Below are 21,493 nucleotides of genomic sequence, written 5' to 3'. Positions count from 1 at the left end.
TTCAAATGATAGATTGTACAGTGCAATTCCATCACACTTCCTCTTCCGCGTACTCCTCACTAACGGCCGATTCGGCTTCAGCAGTTAATATAAAACGTGCTAATGATTTGGCAGTCGGATGTTTAAAGAACGTGCTGATTCTCATATCAATGCCAAACGTTTTGTTAATGGAATGGACAGCTTGCATCGCTTTTAGCGAATTCCCCCCCTTGTCGAAGAAATGGCAGGAAATACTCATCCGCTCTGTTCCAAGTACGTCCTCCAAGATGGAAATGATGCGCTGTTCGACATAGTTTCTTGGCGCTTCGTACTCCGCTTCAGTTCCTGCGCTTCTGTCCGGCTCAGGCAAAGCTTTTCTGTCCACTTTCCCGTTTTTGGTAAGCGGCAGCTTGTCCATTTGCACGAAATAGGCGGGAATCATGTATTCCGGAAGCTTTTCACCTAAAAATCCTTTCAGCTCATCAAGGGAAATCTCGCGATTTGCCGTGATATAGGCGCAAATGTACGGGCGGTTCTCTTCGTCTTCCCTGACGATGACGATCGTCTCATTGATGTCTTCATGCATCTCCAGCCGGCTTTCGATTTCGCCGAGTTCGATCCTGAAGCCGCGGATTTTCACCTGGTGGTCGATTCTGCCGATGAATTCGATGTTGCCGTCTGGCAGCCATTTCGCCAAATCGCCCGTCTTGTACAGCCTTTCCCCAGCCACAAACGGGTGCGGGACGAATTTTTCAGCTGTCAGCTCCTCGCGGTTTAAATATCCTTTGCTTAACCCATCTCCTGCGATGCACAGCTCTCCAGGAACCCCGATCGGAAGGAGCTTACCGGCTTCGTCCATGATCAAGACCGACGTATTCGCCAGCGGGCTGCCGATCGGAATCGTTTCCGCTTCATCGTCTATCTCGTTGATGAAGTAATATGTCGCATACACCGTGCTTTCCGTCGGGCCGTAAACATGAATCAATTTATCACGGCCGACATGATCCAGCACTTTTCTCACATGCGGAATCGACGCTCTTTCCCCGCCGAAGAGGATTTTCCGCAGCTTGGCAAGACAGCCGATATTGATGTCGGCGAGCGTATTGAACAGCGCCGTTGTAATGAACATCACGCTGACTTGTTCTTTTTTTATCACTCCGGCCAGCTCATGTGTGTTCAAGACCGTCTCTTTTTCGATCAGGACGAGTGAGGCTCCGTTTAATAAAGCGCCGAAGATGTCGAACACCGATCCGTCAAACGAATAATTGGACAGCTGGAGGATGACATCGTTTCCTGTGATGTCGATATAATTGGTATTTTTAACAACTCTTGCCGCACTGTAGTGCGGGGTGACGACGCCTTTTGGCGTTCCCGTAGATCCTGATGTGTAGATGATATAGGCGGTATCGCCGGAATCATTGACAGAACCGAGCGGTTCTTTACTGAATCCGTCTGTTGCCCCTTTGTCCAGATGTATCATGTCAGCCGCACAATTGATTCCGTCTGCAGCTTTTCCTTGCGTAAGCAGCACCGCGGCTTTCGTGTCGCTGAGCATGAAGGCAATTCTGTCTTTGGGCGTTTCAGGGTCGATCGGCAAATACGCACCTCCCGCTTTTAAAATACCGATGATGCCGATGATCATTTCGAAGGAGCGGTCCGCGATGATCGCCGCAATCGAGCCTCTGCGGATACCTTTTTCCCTGAGAAGTCTCGCGGTTTGGTTTGCTTTTTCATTCAGCTCTCTGTAGGTCATGCGCCCGCCGCCGAACACAAGAGCCGTATGGTCAGGCGTCTTCATGGCCTGTTCTTCAAAGAACTCATGAAGCGGCTTGTCTTTCGGGTAACTCGTTTTTGTATCGTTGAATGTGTGTAAAATCCTTTGTTTTTCTTCTTCAGATACAAGATTGATGTCTCGTAATGTTTGTGTCTCATCTTCCGCCACTTGTTCTGCGACGGTAATGATATGCTGTTCTAGTGTTTCGATGATGGTGTTGTCATACACATTTTCATTAAACGTTAATTTGAGCTTCAGCTGCTCATCTTCTAAAACGCCGGTCAGATTAAAATCATAGTTGGTTCGTTCTTTTCCATGAACACCTCCCAGTTCAAAACCGGTTTCCCCGGATTGGCTTCTGAACAGCTCTTCATCAAATGCATAATTTTGAAATGCCATGACATGGGTGATCAGCTCTCTTTTCAATTCACTCAGTTCCTGAATTTCCGATAAATTCATATAGCTGTATCGATTGCTTTCGATAGACTCGGCTTGTGTTTTCTTTAACACCTCTTTAAAGCTTCTCACGCCTCCAAAGCTGACCCGGGTCGGTATTGTATGAATAAACAAGCCGACCATCTCTTCGATGCCCTCAACAGGAGCCTCCCGTCCCGAGACGACGGTTCCGAATACGACTTCATCGGTATTGTTGTATTTGGCCAGAATTATGCCCCAAATTCCTTGAAGAACCGTATTGATGGTGACATGATGCTCCTTGGCGATCCGGGTGATTTTCGTTGTCAGTTTTTTTGAAAACGATATGACTTTTTCTTTGCCGCAATATTCTTCTGACGTTGCGCTGCGATTGAACGCCGGGAGTTCAGACCGCGTCTCATACCCTTTTAGATAATCCTTCCAGTATGCCGCCGCTTCCTCTTTATCCTGTTTTTCCAGCCATTTGATATAGTCTCCATATGGCTTCGGCTCTTTTAATCGACGGGATTCTCCTTTTATTATTTTTCCATATATGCTGAACAGCTCGCTCAAAACAATACCCAGACACCAGCCGTCCAGCAGTATGTGGTGATGACTCCAAATCAGCCGATACGATTCATCATTCATTCTGATCAAACAAACCCTCATGAGGGCTTCACTGCTCAGATCAAAGCCCTTTTCTTGATCTTCTTTTAAATATGTTTCTATGAACCTATGCTGCCGGGTCCGATTTTCGCCTGTCAGATCTATTGATGTGAAAGGCGTTTTCCGGTCTCTAGCTATGATTTGTCTCGGTTCGGCTGTGATTTCATATTCAAAAGACGCCCTTAAGATTTCATGCCTCTTCACGATCTCGTGAAAGCTCTTTTCTAAAAGGTCCGGATGTACACGTCCTTTTAAATCGATAACAATTTGCTGGAAATATGCACCTGATGTCTGATCCATAGCGGCATGAAATAGCATTCCTTTTTGCATGTTGGCCAGCGGATAGATCTTTTCGATTTGAAAAGCACTGTACTTATTTTGAATACGCTCCAGCTCCTCAAGACCAAGCGAGACATCGCCATAATCGGAAGGCGTCATGTCCGATCCGTCTTTACCGACGCAATGATCGACGATCTTTTCCAGGTTTTCTTTGAATGATTGATTGAGTTGTTCGATTGCGCTTGTTTGGTATTGGTCCTGGTTAAACGTTGTATAGATCGTCAATTCGCCATTTAAAGAGATCGCATTCATTTCGATGGCGCAGTGCCTTACGATTTTTCCGCCGATGCTTTCTCCCGGTGAAAATGGCGACTGGGAAAATACTTTTCTATTCATGTCATTGTTCATTTCTCCAAAATAGTTAAAAGAAAGCGGAGCCTGTGTTTGTATTTTCTGAAGCTCTTCTGTCATGTATTTTAAAACGCCGTAGCCGATCCCTTTATTCGGTATTTTTCTCAACGTTTCTTTGACCATTTTGATATTTTGCGATATTTCTTTTTCTTCTCCCAAATCGATAAAGACCGGATAAACCGTCGTAAACCAGCCGATCGTTCTCGTGATGTCAACACCGTCTAAGATGTCCTCCCTGCCGTGCCCTTCCATCATGACCTTCAATTTGTTTTCTCCGGTGATATCCCTGACTGCGGCGATTAATGCCGTCAGCAAAATATCGTTGATTTCCGTGTTGTAGGCTTTGTTTGCGTTTCGCAAAAGGTTCGCTGTTACGTCTGGGCCGATTCTGATGCTCAAAGTCGTGCTGTGTTCAAACGTGTCTCGTTCAAGCTTTTCAGCAGGAATGAATGGAACATCCGCTTCCAGGGCCTTTTGCCAATACTCCCTTTCCTTTAACAGCATGCGGCTTTGGGCATACTTCTTCAATTGACGGGCGAACTCTTGATATGAATCCGTTTTGTATCCGATGTCGAGAGGTTCGTCTTTCAATGCCTGAAGGTACAATGTTTCAAAATCCTCGAACAAAATTCTCCACGATACACCGTCAACGACAAGATGATGGATCGCAATGAGCAGGTGATCGCCCTCATCAGCCCGGAAGATGCCGAGATGAACGAGTTTTCCTTTTCTAATCGATGATTTTTTTTGAATGCCTGTCGCCAGCTCAAACACCTTTTCCGCTTGACAGTCAAGGCCTCTTACATCATAAACATCCAAGTCGAACAAGTTTTCACGATAGCCTCTGTTGTATTGAATGATATCTCCGTCTTTTTCTTCATAGATCATCCTTAACGCGTCATGCTGCTCCAGTATTTTATTGAAGGCTGTTCTGACGATGTTTTCGTCATAGCCGTCTTTTCTAAAGAGCATAAATGACTGGTTGAAGTGGTTAAGCTCCTCTTTGTTGTTCGCAAAATATCTCTTTTGGATAGGAAGCAGTTCCGTCTCACCTGTAACGGGTTTGTTATGTTTGCGATGTCGCGTTTCTTCTGTGATCAATCGGCTGAGATCTTTTATTTTCGGATTGGCGAACAACGCCTTCATCTCAAGTTTCAGGTTCATCTTTGCCAGCCTGGATATGATCTGGAGCGCCTTGATCGAGTCTCCCCCTGCCGCAAAGAAATGGTGACTGATCCCGATGTCCTCGATACCGAGAATCTCTCTCCAGACTTGCACGAGTTTTCGTTCGATTTCATTTCGGGGCGGATCGTACCGAGTTCCTTCTATTAAAGTGCCGTCCGCCTCAGGCAGTGCGTTTCTGTCAACTTTACCGCTTGAGGTGTGCGGGAGCCGGTCAAGCTTAACAAAATAGGACGGAATCATATAATCAGGCATTTCCCTTTCCAGAAATTGTCGTACATCAGCTGCAGGCAATTCCTGATCAGACGCGAAATAGGCGCATAAATAGCTGCTGCCGTTTTGATCCTTTCCTGCGATCACCGCCGCTTCTTTAATCTTCTCATGTGTCAAGAGCTGCTGTTCCACTTCACCAAGCTCTATCCGATAGCCGCGGATTTTCACTTGATGATCGGCGCGTCCTAAAAACTCAATCTGTCCATCCGGAAGCCACATCGCCAAATCTCCGGTTTTGTACATTTTTTTACCCGGCTCAAATGGATGATCGACAAACTTTTCCGCCGTAAGCTCAGGTCTGTTTACATAACCCCTGGCAACCCCTTCACCTGCTATGCATAGTTCTCCGGCAATGCCAATCGGCTGAGGGCGGAGTTCTTTGTCCACAATATAGATGCTTGTATTGAGAAGCGGTCTGCCGATCGGAATGGACGGTGTTTGCGGCACTTTTTCCCATTCGATTTGATATGAAGCAGCATCCACACAGCACTCTGTTGGGCCGTATACATTGGTGATATTGCATGACAGATTCGGGAATTTATGAAATAGGCTGTTGATGACATCAGGTGTTAATGCATCTCCGCCGACAATCAATTCCTTCAGATCGAATTCGAGTTCCGTTTTGTCTACATAAGCCAGCATGTTTAAATGAGCAGGCGTCATGTCCGATACATTGATGTTGTTTTTCGAATAATACTCAATTAAACTCATGGCATCCCAAGCTGTCTCGCGCGGGACGATGCAAAGGGTATGCCCGAAAAGAAGCGCTGCGAATATTTGTTTGACAGAGGCATCAAATATATAAGGCGCAACCAGTGCTACATTTAAATGAGCATCGAGGTGCTGATAAATTCTTTCATATAATCCATGAACAAGATTGTTCACACTATGATGCTCGATCATGACGCCTTTCGGTTTTCCAGTGGATCCTGATGTATAGATGACATATGCCAAATGCTGCGGCTTGATGTCATGCTTAAGGTTTTCCACGTGGTCATTTTGTCCGGTTTGATCAATCCGGATGATGTCTCCGGCATATGCTTCACCCGGATCCACATCGCCTGCCGCGCATAATACGCTGAGATTGCTGTCTTTTAACATGTAGCTTATTCTTTCCTGCGGATACGCCGGATCGATTGGCAGATAGGCTCCGCCAGCTTTCAAAATACCCATAATCCCGACGATCATTTCGATTGATCGTTCTGTGAGAATCCCTGCTACCACATCAGGGCCTACTCCTTTTTGCCGCAAGGTGAAAGCCAAGCTGTTCGCTTTTTCATTCAGCTCCCTGTAAGAAATCGTTTCATCCCCGAAGACAACCGCCGGATGATCAGGCATTTTTTCCACCTGTTCTTCAAAAAGCTCAGGTATCGTCTTCTCTTTGCAGAACATACCGTCTGTTCGGTTAAAATCATACAGAACCCGATGTCTTTCATCCTTTGTCAGGACATCTATCTGATTGATGGCAACGTCCGGATGATCCGCCGCTTGTTCCAACAGGCTGATCAGGTGTTCAGATAGTCTTTCCATTCTTTCCTTGTTGAACAGCGTCGTCGAATATTCAACTTCCAATCTTAATCCGGCTGCCGCTTCACTCGCAGTCACTGTGATGTCAAACTTGGAAATGCCGCGCTTGATCTCCACCAGCCTGCTTCTCAGCCCTTCTGCTGCAAACGGCTTCACTTCTGTGTTATGGTACACGAGCATCGTATCAAAGAGCGGGTTTCGGGCCATGTCCCGTTTGATGTTTACTTTTTCTACAAGCTCTTCAAACGGATAATCCTGGTTTTCATAAGCCTGAAGCGTGTTTTCTTTTACCTCTTGCAAATAATGTCTGAAAGTCTTTTTCCCTTCCGGATGGTATCTGATCGCCAAGGTATTGACAAACATGCCGATGAGATGTTGAATATCCTCATGATTTCTACCTGCAGCCGGTGTCCCGACGATGATATCTTCCTGACCTGTATATTTGGAAAGCAGTGCTGTATAACCGGCCAACAGAAGCATGTACATCGTAACACCGTTTTCTTTCGCCATATGCTGAAGCTTGCGGAATGTTTCACTTTCAATTGCTGCAGTGACGGTGTCACCTTCAGAGCTTTTTGTCAGCGGCCTTTTATGATCTGTCGGGAGATCAAGGACCGGGATATCGCCTTTATACGTCTTCAGCCAGTATTCTTCCTGTCTTTTCAGCTCATCGCGGCGAGCATGGCTTTTTTCCCATTCTGCGTAATCTTTATATTGAATATGGAATGGCTCCAGTGATTTCCCTTCATACAGCGCTCCCAGCTCTTGAACGAAGATGTCGGTGGACACGCCATCGGAAATGATATGGTGCATATCGAACATCAGCAAGTGCTCACGTTCATTCACTTTTACGACCTCCGCCCTTAAAAGCGGTGCTTTTTCCAAATGAAACGGCCTGATGAAGCTTTTGATTTTTTCTTCGGCGCTTTCTTTGCCGATGTCACTGTATGCGACTTGAAAATCAATCTCTTTTTCAATCTGTTGCATCACCTCACCGTCGATCATGACAAATGAAGTTCGAAATGATTCATGTCTTTTGACCATGTTTTTTAATGTATTCTCAAATCGGCGGATATCAAAATCGCCTTCGATCGTCATAGCAAAAGGCATGTTATATGCAACATGACTGCCGGCTTGACAAAGGATATAGAGCCTTTTTTGCGCTGAAGACAACCGGTAATATGGTTTTTCTTCCGTTTTTCCTATCGATGTAAAAGCACTTTCCTTCGCCGCACCGATATATTCCCTCAGCCCTTTAATCGTCGGGGTTTCAAATATTTGCCTTAAAGGCAGCTTGACATTCAGTTCTTTATGAATAGTTGATACCAAAGCGGCGGCTTTAAGCGAATGCCCGCCGACTTCAAAGAAATTACTGTTGATCCCGATTTTATTGATTCCTAAAGCCCCTTCCCATATGGAAACAAGTTTTTCTTCCATCTGATCCCGCGGCGCTTCATAGCGGCGATCCATTGCGGCGCTCCGTTCCGGAACCGGAAAGCTTTTCTTATCCACTTTTCCATTCACGGTAAGCGGCAGCCGGTCAAGCTGGACAAAGTGCTGAGGAATCATATAATCCGGAAGGCTTTTCTTTAAAAACGCTCTGATCTTCTCCGGTTCGACTTCCTTTTTGGGCTTTACATATGCGCAAAGATACGGGTCATGATCTCCGTCTTCTCTTGCGATGACCGCCGCTTCTTCAATCTTTTCATATTTAAGCAGCTGGTTCTCGATCTCGCCGGGTTCGATTCGATAGCCGCGAATCTTAACCTGCTGGTCAACCCGTCCCAAAAACTGAATGTTTCCATCTGGCAGCATTTTGGCAAGATCACCTGTGCGGTACATTCTTTCCCCAGGTACAAACGGATTTTCAATGAATTTTTCCCGAGTCAATTCCGGTCTGTTTACATACCCGCGGGCCAGCCCTTCTCCGGCGATGCAGAGCTCGCCGCTTGCTCCGAGCGGACAAAGCTGAAGGTCTTTGTTCAATATATACACTTTGACGTTATCGATCGGTTTTCCGATCGGAATATTTTGATACGATTTGTCTATTGGAAAGCTTGTAGCAACGACTGTATTCTCAGTCGGTCCGTAATTGTTTACAATTTGATAGCTTTTTTCTTTAAAAACGTTTAATTTGTCTCCACCCGTTAACAGCGTTCTTAACGAATGATTGTCAAGTGCTGTAAACTGCTCACAGACCGGTGTCGGTAAGAAACTGATCGTAATATGATGGTCATGAAAATACCGGTTCAGCTTTTCAACATCCAGCCTTGTCTCCTGATTGAGGACATGGACGGTGGCTCCCGCTGTTATATAAGGGAACAGCTCCCAGACAAAAGCGTCGAAGCTGATGCTCGCATAAATCGAGCTGTTGTCGTTTTGTCCGACTTCAAAACAGGATTGATGCCAGCGGCACAAGTTGATCAATGATTGATGTTCGATCATCACGCCTTTTGGCTTCCCTGTTGAACCCGACGTATAGATGACATATGCAAGGTCGCCGCTTTGATTGACATTGTCAATGTCTGACCGATCCTGCTCGGCAATCCTCTCATCATCCATATGAATCAACTCGATCGATTCCGCCGTAAGCCCCTTGGCAAGCGGAACATCAGAGATGATGACTTTGACTTGACTGTCAAAAGCCATGTATCTCATCCGCTCCAGAGGATACTCGGGATCAATCGGCAAATAGGCGCCGCCTGCTTTCAGCACACCGAGAATCGCTGTGATCATATCGGACGAACGCTCCATCATGATCCCGACGAGCGTATCCGGCTTGACACCTTTTTCTCTCAAAAGCCTTGCCACTTGATTTGCTTTTTCATTCAACTGTCGGTACGTCAGTTTTTGATCTTCAAAAACAACCGCAGTGTGATCTGGTATTCGCTTTGCCTGCTCCTCAAACAGCTGGTGGATTGCTTTTCCTTTTGGATATGCTGTCTTTGTATGGTTAAAGGACTCTAAAAGTGTCCGTTTTTCTTGACGTGATATCATGTCGATTTGATATAAAGCAACATCACGATTTTCTGAAACTTCCTCTAAAATCCTGAAATAATCTTCCGCTATCTTTTGAATCGTCTCTTCCTTGAAAAGGCTTGTCGAATATTCAATGTTCAATACGATCTTTTGTTCAAAATCCAACACATTAAAGATCATGTCAAATTTTGCATTGTCCAGTTCAAAGATGATCGGACTCAGCTTGACATCGCCTTTCTGTTTGGTAAACATCCTGGCATCTTCCAGAACAAACATCGTGTCGAACAAAGGATTGCGGTTAGACTCGCGTACACCATTGAGTTTGCGGATCAAATCATCAAACGGATACTCGGAATTGTCAAAGGCCGCTATCGTACGCTCTTTCGTCTGCTGCAAAAATTCTTTAAAGCTGTTGGAAGTATCAACCTCGTTCCGCAAAGCGAGTGTATTCACAAAAACGCCGAATACATCTTGCAGATCGGGATGCAGCCTTCCCGCAGCAGCGGTTCCGACAACGATATCTGTTTGATTTGTATATTTATTTAAAAGCACATAATATGCACTCAGCATCACCGTGTAAAGGGTTGTTCCGGTATGTTTCGCCAGCTTCCTTATATGATCTGACAGCTCCTGTCCCATTTCCAAAAACACGCTGCTTCCTTCAAACGTGTCGATATGATGACGTTTATAGTCATAAGGAAAGTCCAGCTTTGACGGTATATCGCGATAAACGTCAAGCCAATAGGCTTCCTGCTTTTTCATCGCGTCTGATTGATTAAATGTATGATTCCATTCCACATAATCTTTATATTGCACACTTACTTCCGGCAATGGCTCATTGCTGTAAAGTTCCAATATTTCATTCATCAGGATGCCTTGAGAAACCCCGTCACTGATGATGTGGTGGAAATTCATGACCAGTATATGCCTTATATTGTCGATTTTGATCAGCTTGGCCCTCATAAGAGGCGGCCGGCTTAAATCAAAAGGCTTGATGGATTCTTTACAGTACCTGCTTGTGATCTCCATTAAAGCATGCTGATCTGTAATCGAAGCGTCTAAGCACTCGTATTCCAGGCGGAATTCGACATTCTCATAAATTTTTTGGATGAGTTCATTGTTTTGGATTTCAAACCCGGTTCGCAAAATTTCATGTCTTTGCAAAAATGTCTTCAATGCGTTTTCCAGCTGTATGACGTTTATCCGGCCTTCGACAAGAAGGGCCATCGGAATATGGTAAGCTCCCCTTTCATTTTCCAGCATCGACAGCATATACATTCTTTGTTGGGCAGGGGATGTCCGATAATACTCTTTTTCGCGAGCCTTTTGAATCGGATGTTCCATATCGCTTTCTTCTCTGTTTTTCAAATAGTGGTCCAAAGCGATGATTGTATCATTTTTAAAGATTTCGCTGATCGGCATCTCAACATTCATTCGTTTGTTGATTTCCGTGATGATGGATATCGCTTTGAGTGAATCTCCGCCGATTTCATAATAGCTGACATCGAGATTGACACTGTCTAGGCCAAATATATCTTTCCAAATTTCCAGAAGCATGGCTTGTGTTTCATTCTCCGGCAGCATCGATCCGCCTCGTTGACCTTCATCTGCGGTTTGCTGTTCAGCCAAGTCATGGAGCGTGCGCTTATCGACTTTTCCGTTTACAGTTAACGGGATTTCGTCAATTTGCACGAACTTCGCAGGAATCATATAGTCAGGCAGCGTTTTTTGCAAAAATTCCTTTACATCTAATTGGCTGATCGCGTTCTCTGCTACAACAAAAGCGTATAAGTTTTTGATTCCGTCCGGACTTGTATAATCAATAACCGATGCCTTCGTGATCTCATGATGGCTTAAGAGAGTATTTTCAATTTCCCCCATTTCCACTCTGTAGCCTCTGATCTTCACCTGGCTGTCTTTTCTTCCGAGAAACTCTACATAACCGTCCTCTTTCAAGACGCCATAGTCACCTGTTTTATAGATGTAGCCTAATTCCTGATGCTGGATAAATGAATGATCCGTTTTTTCTTGATCATGAATATACCCGCTTGCTACCCCCGCTCCGCCTATGTACAGCTCTCCTTCGACACCGACGGGACATAATTGTTTATTCTGGTTCAGTACGTATATTTTTTGATTGGCCAGCGGTTTTCCATAAGGGATGCTTTTCCAATCTTCCTCTACTTTTTGAATCGGATAATAGATCGACCAGATGGATCCTTCTGTTGCGCCTCCCAAACTAATCACTTCAGCGTTTTTAAACGTCTTCTTTATGGTTGCAGGCAACTGAAGCGGTATCCAGTCTCCGCTTAGGAGGATGAGTCTGAGATGATGATTGAGCTCATTGTCCAGGTATACATCAGCCGTCATTCCCATAATCGCCGGAACAGAATTCCAAATTGTAATCCGTTCTTTTTCGACTGTCTCTTTCAGGCTGAATACATCCCTTTGGTCGTCAATGATGACAAGTGATGCCCCGCTGCTTAAAGCGCCAAACACGTCATACACAGATAAATCAAAGCACAATGAGGAAATGCCCATTATGTTATCTTGTTCTGTGACGTTGAATTTTTCATTGATATCGAGAATGGTATTCGCTGCGGCACCATGCGTAATCTGAACGCCTTTTGGCTTGCCTGTGCTTCCTGACGTAAAGATGACATATGCCATGTCATCCAAATCGACTTTTCGGTCAACCGGCGCTTTTGAGAAGCGCTCGATATGTGCTTTGTCATACACGTCATAGCTGATGAAGAATTTGCAGTTGCTTTTTGATTGGATATACGCCTTTCTTTCTTCCGGATAATCCGGATCGAGAGGGATATAAGCTGCTCCAGTCTTCAATACAGCCAATAAATTGACAATCGTTCCCAGACTTCTTTTGCCGATGACACCGATATAGTCGCCCCTTTCAACCCCTTTCCCGATGAGAAATCTTGCGACCTGGTTGGATTTTTCGTCAAGCTCCTGATAGGTCATCACCTCATCATGATGCTTGAGAGCAATTCTGTCAGGTCCATGTTTAACCTGGCCGGTAAACAATTCATGCAAGGGCTCGGTATCGAAAGATTGATCTGTGTCATTATATGCGCTGATCATCTGGCGGCTTTTTTCATTCATTTGGATGGTTGAAACGTCCTCGCCGGATACGACTTGCTGGATGACAGCGATATACTGGTCAAACATCGATTCAATTACGTCATGTTCAAAAATTTGCTCCACATAGTCCCATGTAATATAAAGGCCGCCGTTGATTTCATAAACTTGGTTGTCGATGTATACTTGTGACGTTCTCGTGCTAAAGAAATGAATGTTGTCAAAATCGACAAGACTATCAAATGAGTCGTCAGGATTTTCGCTCAGCACGCTTGTGAATACGATCGGCATGACCGCTTTTTTATTCATGCCATTCTTTTTGGCGATGTTTCTGATCACATCAACCCCGTCATAATGTCTGTGTTCCAGTGCTTCCAAAAGCGTATCCTGAACATTTAAAGCAAATCTCCAGAAAGAGTTCATTTTTTCTTCCGCATGGATGTCCAGCAGCATTAAAGAGGTAAAATCTCCGATCATGTTCTTGACATCCGGATGAAACGGGATTCTGTTAAATACGGTTAAATTGATAGCAAAATGATTTTGCCGGCTCCAATAAGCTAATATATAGGCATATGCAGCACAAAGGACGGCGGTCGGTGTGAGATTATGATGCCGGGCTTTCTTTTTTAATTCATTCCATGTATGCCCATCCAAAAACGTTGAAAACTTCTTGAACGAAGGTTTCGCTACATGGGCTGGATCAGATTTAAGAGGCAGCTCAGGCGCACTTGGAAAATGATCCAGTTTATCCAGCCAATATTTTTGGTCTTTTTGATATCTGCTTGTTTGCTTAAAATCGATCGAGGCCAAAACATAATCTCTGAAGCTGTATTCTAGTGAAGGCAGTTTGAGGCCGGGGTTTTCATATAGTTGTTTAAACTCTCTGATTAATCGTTTCATACTGCTGTCATCGCAAATCAGCGGGTCCACATTGAGGAAAAAATATTTTTTCTCTCCAGGCAACATAAACGTTTTGAGTTCAAACAGAGGCCATACACTTGGATCAATGATCTTTGATGTCATCTTCTCCCGCTGTTCTAATATTCTGGCGTTGATTTCTTTTTCTGTGAAACCTCTTAAATCCTCAGTTTCGATCGTATAACGTTGTGTTGCTTCGAGAATTTTTTGCGTTCCGTTTTCAAATACGATCGTGCGGAGAATCGGATGCCTGTCAATCAGTTTTTGCAGCGTCAGCTGAAATCGATTCAAATCGACATCAGCTTCAAATTCGACAGTTAAATTCGTAGCGACTCCGCCGATTTCGAACGTCTCATCCCGTCCAACCAAATAAGCCAGCTGAATGCCTGTAAGCGGAAATGTTTCATGGATATTTTCCGGATCGGCAGCCCTTGTCACTAGGCCGTCTTCCTTGTCTTCTTGTTGATTAGCTTCGATAAAAGTGCTCAATTCCTTTATTGTTGCAAGCTTAAATAGCTGATGCAGCGGAATTTCAACATTCATTTTTTCCTTTATTTTTGCGATGAGCTCCATCGCATGCAATGAATGGCCGCCCATTTGTGCAAAATGATCATGAATGCCCGCTTTTTCAACGTGCAAAACATCCTGCCAAACAGCTGCCAGCTTTTCTTCCGTTTCATTTCGCGGCGCTTCATACTCACTTTCCGCCCCCATCCTTCTATCCGGTTCAGGCAGGGCTTTTCTGTCCACTTTCCCGTTTTTGGTGAGCGGCAGCTTGTCCAATTTGACAAAATATGCAGGGATCATGTAATCCGGAAGCTTTTCTTCCAAAAATCCTCTTAGTTCTTCAACAGGAATTTCGCGTTTGGCCGTCATATAGGCGCAAATGTACGGGCGGTTCTCTTCATCTTCCCTGACGGTGACGATCGTCTCATTGATGTCTTCATGCATCTCCAGCCGGCTTTCGATTTCGCCGAGTTCGATCCTGAAGCCGCGGATTTTCACCTGGTGGTCGATCCGGCCGATGAATTCGATGTTGCCGTCTGGCAGCCATTTCGCCAAATCGCCAGTTTTGTACAGCCTTTCCCCAGCCACAAACGGGTGCGGGATGAATTTTTCAGCTGTCAGCTCCTCGCGGTTTAAATATCCTTTGCTTAACCCGTCGCCTGCGATGCACAGCTCTCCAGGAACCCCGATCGGAAGGAGCTTGCCGGCTTCGTCCATGATCAAGACCGACGTATTCGCCAGCGGGCTGCCGATCGGAATCGTTTCCGCTTCATCGTCTATCTCGTTGATGAAATAATACGTCGCATACACCGTGCTTTCCGTCGGGCCGTAAACATGAATCAATTTATCACGGCCGACATGATCCAGCACTTTTCTCACATGCGGAATCGACGCTCTTTCCCCGCCGAAAAGGATTTTTCGCAAATTCGACAAACAGTCAACATGAATGTCGGCAATCATGTTGAACAGTGCCGTCGTAATGAACATCACGCTGACCTTCTCCTCATTGATAGCGCTTCCAAGTCTATTGATGTTCAATAACGCTTCCTTCTCAATCATGACCAGCGACGCTCCGTTTAATAAAGCGCCGAAGATGTCGAACACCGATCCGTCAAACGAATAATTGGACAGCTGGAGGATCACGTCGTCTTCTGTGATATCGATATAATTGGTATTTTGAACGACCCTTATGACACTGTAGTGCGGGGTGACGACACCTTTTGGCGTTCCCGTGGAACCTGATGTGTAGATGATATAGGCGGTATCGCCGGAATCATTGACAGAACCGAGCGGTTCTTTACTGAATCTGTCTGATGCCCCTTTGTCCAGATGTATCATGTCAGCCTCACAATCGATTCCGTCTGCCGCTTTTCCTTGCGTAAGCAGCACCGCGGCTTTCGTGTCGCTGAGCATGAAGGCAATTCTATCTTTGGGCGTTTCAGGGTCGATCGGCAGATACGCACCTCCCGCTTTTAAAATACCGATGATGCCGATGATCATTTCGAAGGAGCGGTCCGCGATGATCGCCGCAATCGAGCCTCTGCCGATACCTTTTTCCCTGAGAAGTCTCGCGGTTTGGTTTGCTTTTTCATTCAGCTCTCTGTAGGTCATGCGCTGAACACCGAACACAAGAGCCGTATGGTCAGGCGTCTTCATGGCCTGTTCCTCAAAGAGCTCATGAAGCGTCTTGTTTTTTGGATAATCGGTTTTTGTGTTGTTAAAATGTAGGATTAGTTCTTTTTCATTCTCTGTCATTTTGTGAAATACCCCATTTTTTAATGAATGTTTAGCAACCATATAAAAATTCTCCTTTTTGATAAAATATTCACCGTAATATTGGTCTGTAGTTGCTCTTTTACCGATTTTTTATTGAACCTCCGTCTTGTGAAAACAGATTATCAAAAATAATCATTATTTTCCATGGGAATATTGTTTAATAATGGTTAATTTTTTATGAATTGGATATTTTATATTTTACATTGTCGACACACGTATTTATGAGACAGGATAAACATCAACCAGATCAAAAGACCTAAAAAACACCGCTCTGATTATAATAAATATAATTTTTGAAGCGGCGGAAGAAGGAAAAATAGATTAGACCCGGGCTTGAATCTGGCCGAAATCGTAGGTTAAAACGTCCGGCTGGCCGCCAATGAATGATTGATGATATCGGTGATCTTTTCAACGTGATGGTTCAAAAAGAAATGATTCCCGTCAAAGTAATAGGCTGTAAAGTGTCCTGAAGTATGATGTTTCCAATCGGATACATCTTCCTTGCTCATGGCGTCTTCTTTTCCGTTAAGAACGGTGATGTCGGAATCTATTTTGCTGTTTCTTTCTTGATAGATATAGTTTTCTACCATTTTAAAGTCGCTTTTGAGAATGGGGATAAACAATTCAAATAGTTCTTCATGATTGATGAGCTCCTCAGGTGTTCCCCCGAGCTCGACAACTTTTTTCTTAAAAATAGGATTGGGCAAGGTATGCAGTTTTTCTTTCTTCCTGATCCTGTTTGGCGCTTTATAGCCCGAGAAAAAAATGTGAACCGGTTTTTCAGCTCCCGCCCCGCTCATTTGATAGTAAAGTTCATATGCTAAAAGGCTTCCCATACTGTGTCCGAAAAGAGCGTAGTCGTCACCTTTTCGTTCAGCTTGAACCTGCTCAAAGATGTCTTGAACTGCTTCTTCAAGGCTTTCGTAACAAGGCTCGTTGAAGCGCCGCCCCCTTCCCTTCAGCTGAATCGGGCAAATCTCAATGTCGGGCTGCATATGGCCTTTCCAGGAATAAAATACGGATTCAGATCCGCCGGCATAAGGCAGGCAAAATAATTTCATTTCTATCATTCCCTTTCGTTGTAGATATTTTTTGGTGAATAAGCCGTTAATCGACAGATACGTCAGCCGTCCGGTTCAGCGTTAAAAACTTCGGAAGAATGATCATGTAGAAAACCCCAACAGCAATCAGGCTTCCGCCGACGAGCCAATATAGGCTTTCAAGCGCGATCCATGCCGGGTAAAGCCACGCAATGAACAGAAGGGTCAGCGACTGTGAGAGCATCATAAGCGGATGAATCCACCCCTGCACCCTTCCCATCATTTTTGGATTGACGATGCTTGGTATCCATCCACCGATGGCAACATTGATGCTTGGAAGCGAAACCGCGATAAAGCAGGAGCAGACCATATACAGCCAAATGCTTTTGACCAGGGAGCCGGAAATCGTGGCACATCCGCAAACAAACAGCGCCAGGATCAAAAGTTGATAAAGCTTCAATTTTTGAGAAAGCAAGGATGCAGCGATGCTTCCCGCCAAAAACCCCGCACCGAAAACGATGCCGAGTACAATCGACATTTCTTCATAGCTTTCAGGTGCAAGCTTGTATTTTAATATAAACACCTGCATGACCGAGAGCCCCCCATTGACAACTCCGAAAAGGACGAATCCGGACACGAGGGCAAGCAGCAATTTATGATTGAGAATATAAGTGAAACCAAGCGTAAAATCCTTCCATATACCAGCGATATTCAGCTGTCTAATGGAATGTTTTCCATTTGGCATGCGGACGGCATCGGAGATCCGGCAGGCTTGAATCAAAAGCCCGCTCAGTGCGAAGCTGGCTGCATCAACCATAACGGCTCCTTCAACTCCAAGCGTCCAATAACAAAATACGCCAAGCCCGTTTCCGAACAGCATGAATAAACTGGCTACCATTTGATTCAATCCAACGGCCAGCGAATATTCGTTTTCAGATAATATTCCTTGAATGAGAGAAGTTTGGGCAGGGGTGAAAAAACTTTTAACGGCGTTTCTTAAAAAAAGAACGGCAAATGTAAACGGCATCCATTCAAGATAGAGAGACAGCAGTAATACAATGGATAGTCCCGTACAGATCCAGTCGCAGTTTTTGGCGATTTTCTGCCGGTCAAACTTATCGGCGAAAACACCGACAAGAAAAAATACAGCCAATGTAGGCAATGACAGCATTAGCTCGGTCATTGTGGCATATGCAGGCTGATTGGAAAAACGGTCCAGAAGGTAAAACAAGAGTGCAGTGAGTCCGATGATCCCGCCCATTTGTGAGGTAAAGGATGCAAAAAAAAGCAGCGCATAATTTTTATTTTGAAAGATAGAAAACATTTTTTTCATAGGCGCCTCCTAATTTGTATTGAGACAGACGACTCCATTTATTATTCTAAACAAATAATATTGTTATAATTTTCCGTCTCCAATCACTTTGATTTTCATTTTCAAAGCTACACTTCTATCATTTAAAGTGTCGCAGCTTGAATTTCCTAATATAAAATCGCTGCTTATCATAACGATTGCAGCCGTCTTTTTAGCCCCCCATTTCTTCTTTCAGATAGTATTCTCTAGCAAAGTGGAAGGGAAATCACCGATCCCCCCTTCAAATTTACAAAGAAGTAAATTTATGAAAAGTAATTCTAAGGTTATAGATTCGTCCTATTTCAACAATATCCTCTATCTTATATTCAATTTTTTAGAAAATGTCCTTTTTGAAAAGTAATTGCTATATAGAGAAAGTAAAAAACGCTTCCGATATGGAAGCCGAAAGGCTCAGCATACTGGAAGCTGATTGGATGTTTATTTTTTTATGAAATTATTATCCAGCACTTCGATCACCGAAGAAGTCGTTTTTGAACGGTCTTTTGTTTGCTGCACCAGCTTGATGATGTCCCGATATGCCTGCTGCGCTCCAAGCACCAGCAAAGGAACTCCGATCAGATCGATTTTCAGCCTCCTTGAAAATAAACCGCCGAATGTCATCGCCATGGGCACAGTCGGAGACGTGTTTGAAAAAATGACTTTCTCCTGCAGTTTCCCGTTTTTTTCAAACAGCTCGAGAACGCCTCGCATAGCTGGAATGACAGCTTTTGATGACCCTCTGCCGATCGTGTACACCTGGTTGCCTTCTTCATCAAGGCCGTGAAAGATTAATTTTCCCATTTCCTTCGGACTTAATTGATTAAAACAGTCGGTGCTTAAAATTTCGTTTCTCGTCGGTTTTCTGCTGAATGGGAGCTTTTTCAGATGATAGGCGGCGGCAAGTGCAGATGAATGAGTGCCTCCGTAACAGTTGTATATATAGATCAACATGCTCACCTTCTTCATATCTTTAGTTTTAATGTGGCCCAAATATACAATGCTTATTTATACCGCATATCCAGAACTTCTTTCACAGCTGAGACATACGCTCGGAACGTCTTATTTTTAGAACTTGCCCGCGTCCACAGGCCGAACTCCGAAAAAAAAGCCTCTCGTTGAGGCGTGCTGATTTCCAATTGAATACTTTGACCTGTTTGGCATTGATTATTGATATTTTCGGGATTTCCCCCTGCAAGCCGGTGGCTTGGGCTGACCAGCTCCGCTGAAAAACCTTTGTTCACCAGCGCTCTGACAATCGCTTTCGCCCCTCCGGTATCCGTTCCCCCCACAAGCGTGTGTTCAACGATGTCATGATATCCATGAAAAGCCAGCACATAGCTGTGCTCTTTGACCGCTTTGACGGCCTGCGGTTCATCAAAATGATTGCTTGTGATGTGAAGATCCCAGTTTTGCGAGGGTTTGATTCCTTCAAATAAGTAAGTGGAATAATCGGCGCTGAAGGCGCGGACAAGTTCACTGACACCTCCTTCGATTCCTCCGCCGTGCGGCGAAAGAATCAACAGTTCGGTGCCCATGTCTGTATATTCGATTTGATAATCTTCTCCTTCTGTTTCATGTTCGGCAAGCTCGGCAAAATTGACGTATTTGTCTGCGGATGAAGCGACGCTTTGCAGCGGAAATTGAAAGATGACCGTTAAGCAAATCCCCGTGACTAACCAGATGATGCAACGATTTTTCATCAATGGGTTCCATTCTTCCTGCACCGTTAAGAAACTCCTTTTATCGTGTATTTTGTTGCGAGTATCACGTGATATCATGTTTCGGCCGGGATGAGAGAATTTCAATAAATGGTAAAATATTACTTCTAATCGTCACCCAGTTGCCATTTTATATAAGAAGAACAGCATAACGAAAGCGACCTTTACCTTATTTTTCATCAGCAGCCGGCACGTGTTCCCGGAAGCACGGAATCTTTCGGCATGCAATATTTTTATATCGATTGCCTCAGACAGGACAGGTGCCTTCAGATCAAGCAAAGCCTATAGAAGGAAGCACAAGTTCGTTGCCGCGATTTGAAGAGGGACAAAGTCTCCCTGTTTTTATATGATATTTGAGCCTCTCTGCCGGGGAATCCGCTTAAAAAATGCAAATAAAAAAGGAACGGACGATTCCGTTCCGAAGGAATTGCAAACTCCCGATTGTCAATCGTTGGTCTGTAAGGTGGATTCCCTATTACATAATCAAATGGCTCAACTCATTCCATTTCAATTGTATCCCCTTGATAAATAGAAACTTGAGAGGGAGAGGAAAAATGAGGAAATTGATTCTGTTTTTTGTTGCTGTTTTTGCTACAATTGGATTGATGGTGCCAAGTCAAATATCGGCCGCAGAGGTCCACGCCGACGATACAGCGTTTAAATACACTATAGAGGACTATATCAATTACCTGGCCAACTATAGTGAAGAAGATGCCATAAATGGTGGAGTTTCACCAGAATATGTTTCTTCCGCAGTGTTTGATGCACAAAATGTATTAAACCAATTTAAGGCGATGCCGAAAGAAGATCAACAGAAGTTTGTTGACAATCTTACCAAGTTTGACACAAATGCTTTAACTGTAAATACAGAAGTAAATGAAGAAGAGGATATGATTGCGAAGCCTCAAGCAAATAAGTCATATTCTTACACAGATTCAGTTGAATTTTTTGGAGCACCTGTAACTACATATAGGGTCTCAGTAAACTATAGTGTTACTAAAGGTAAAGTGAAAAAAATTAACTCTAGTAGCGCTTATGTAGTTCGAAACTGGAATCCTGTCGTCAGAACAGAATTAAACCCAGGTGGCAAAAATGCTTGGGTAAAAGGTGACAATAAGGCAGCTGTTACAGGAAGCTTCTTTTATCGGATTGGGCCACTTAAAGATTTTGCGGTGCAATTAGGGAATGTGCATCTTAAAGCTGTTGGCGACAAAAATGGAAAGAGGACTTACAAAAAAACCAGGCTTGATTAATCCACAACTGTGAGGTGAAACCAATGTCCAAAAAAGCAAAAACCATCTTGTGGTCTATTCTGGCAGTAATGATTGTATTATTAGCGGTAGGGATTATCGCTTATTATCAAACTGCTGCTGCATAAAATGCTCCCCTTCTTTTATGCCCCCTTCCTTGCTCCTGATGTAATATGGATATTTTACAAACATGCCATCACATACAACAACCTCTTGTATTTTGACATTTTCTTTTCTCAAATAATCGTTTATTTTCTTTGGAAAAACAGTTCTTTTAATTTGAGCTGATAATGTTCCTCTATTTTCTTGTTGCCACTTGCTTCAGCTTTATAAATTCTTGTTCCATCGCATGG

General features: G+C 44.1%; 6 protein-coding genes. 1 reads left to right on the top strand and 5 read right to left on the bottom strand.

Features of this window, described 5'->3' with window-relative positions; translation table 11 throughout:
* Nucleotides 1-31: 31 nt before the first annotated feature.
* The 5 genes from bacA to H2R00_RS02705 all read right to left on the bottom strand — a co-directional run bounded on the left by bacA (nt 32) and on the right by H2R00_RS02705 (nt 19,896).
* Complete coding sequence (gene bacA, locus H2R00_RS02725) at nt 32-15,802, bottom strand: bacitracin non-ribosomal peptide synthetase BacA (protein WP_182070422.1); 15,771 nt, start codon at nt 15,800-15,802, stop codon at nt 32-34.
* A 335-nt stretch (nt 15,803-16,137) separates the two neighbouring features.
* A complete protein-coding gene (locus tag H2R00_RS02720) occupies nt 16,138-16,842 on the bottom strand; it encodes a thioesterase II family protein (RefSeq protein ID WP_182070421.1) in 705 nt (234 codons plus the stop codon).
* A 46-nt stretch (nt 16,843-16,888) separates the two neighbouring features.
* Nucleotides 16,889-18,154 carry an MFS transporter gene (locus tag H2R00_RS02715; protein ID WP_154994533.1) on the bottom strand — a complete coding sequence of 422 codons (1,266 nt, stop codon included), beginning with the start codon at nt 18,152-18,154 and terminating at the stop codon, nt 16,889-16,891.
* Between the two features lie 456 nt (nt 18,155-18,610).
* A complete protein-coding gene (locus tag H2R00_RS02710) occupies nt 18,611-19,120 on the bottom strand; it encodes a DUF3189 family protein (protein WP_154994578.1) in 510 nt (169 codons plus the stop codon).
* A 53-nt stretch (nt 19,121-19,173) separates the two neighbouring features.
* Nucleotides 19,174-19,896, bottom strand: a complete 723-nt coding sequence (locus H2R00_RS02705) for a poly-gamma-glutamate hydrolase family protein (RefSeq protein ID WP_154994536.1) — start codon at nt 19,894-19,896, stop codon at nt 19,174-19,176.
* A 548-nt stretch (nt 19,897-20,444) separates the two neighbouring features.
* On the opposite strand from H2R00_RS02705, the gene H2R00_RS02700 reads away from it, so the two are divergent.
* The gene (locus H2R00_RS02700; RefSeq protein WP_182070420.1) at nt 20,445-21,143 is read left to right on the top strand and encodes a hypothetical protein; all 699 of its coding nucleotides are present in this window, start codon (nt 20,445-20,447) and stop codon (nt 21,141-21,143) included.
* The last annotated feature ends 350 nt before the right edge of the window (nt 21,144-21,493 follow it).

Origin of the sequence: Bacillus haynesii (assembly GCF_014042035.1) — a bacterium.
Taxonomy (GTDB): domain Bacteria; phylum Bacillota; class Bacilli; order Bacillales; family Bacillaceae; genus Bacillus; species Bacillus haynesii.
This window is presented reverse-complemented; position numbering and strand designations above follow the sequence as displayed.

What these genes read in the sequence shown, in the direction of transcription:
- bacA (WP_182070422.1), bottom strand. Translation starts at nt 15,802, where the DNA reads ATGGTTGCTAAACATTCATTAAAAAATGGGGTATTTCACAAAATGACA.
- H2R00_RS02715 (WP_154994533.1), bottom strand. Translation starts at nt 18,154, where the DNA reads ATGAAAAAAATGTTTTCTATCTTTCAAAATAAAAATTATGCGCTGCTT.
- H2R00_RS02700 (WP_182070420.1), top strand. Translation starts at nt 20,445, where the DNA reads ATGAGGAAATTGATTCTGTTTTTTGTTGCTGTTTTTGCTACAATTGGA.
- H2R00_RS02720 (WP_182070421.1), bottom strand. Translation starts at nt 16,842, where the DNA reads ATGAAATTATTTTGCCTGCCTTATGCCGGCGGATCTGAATCCGTATTT.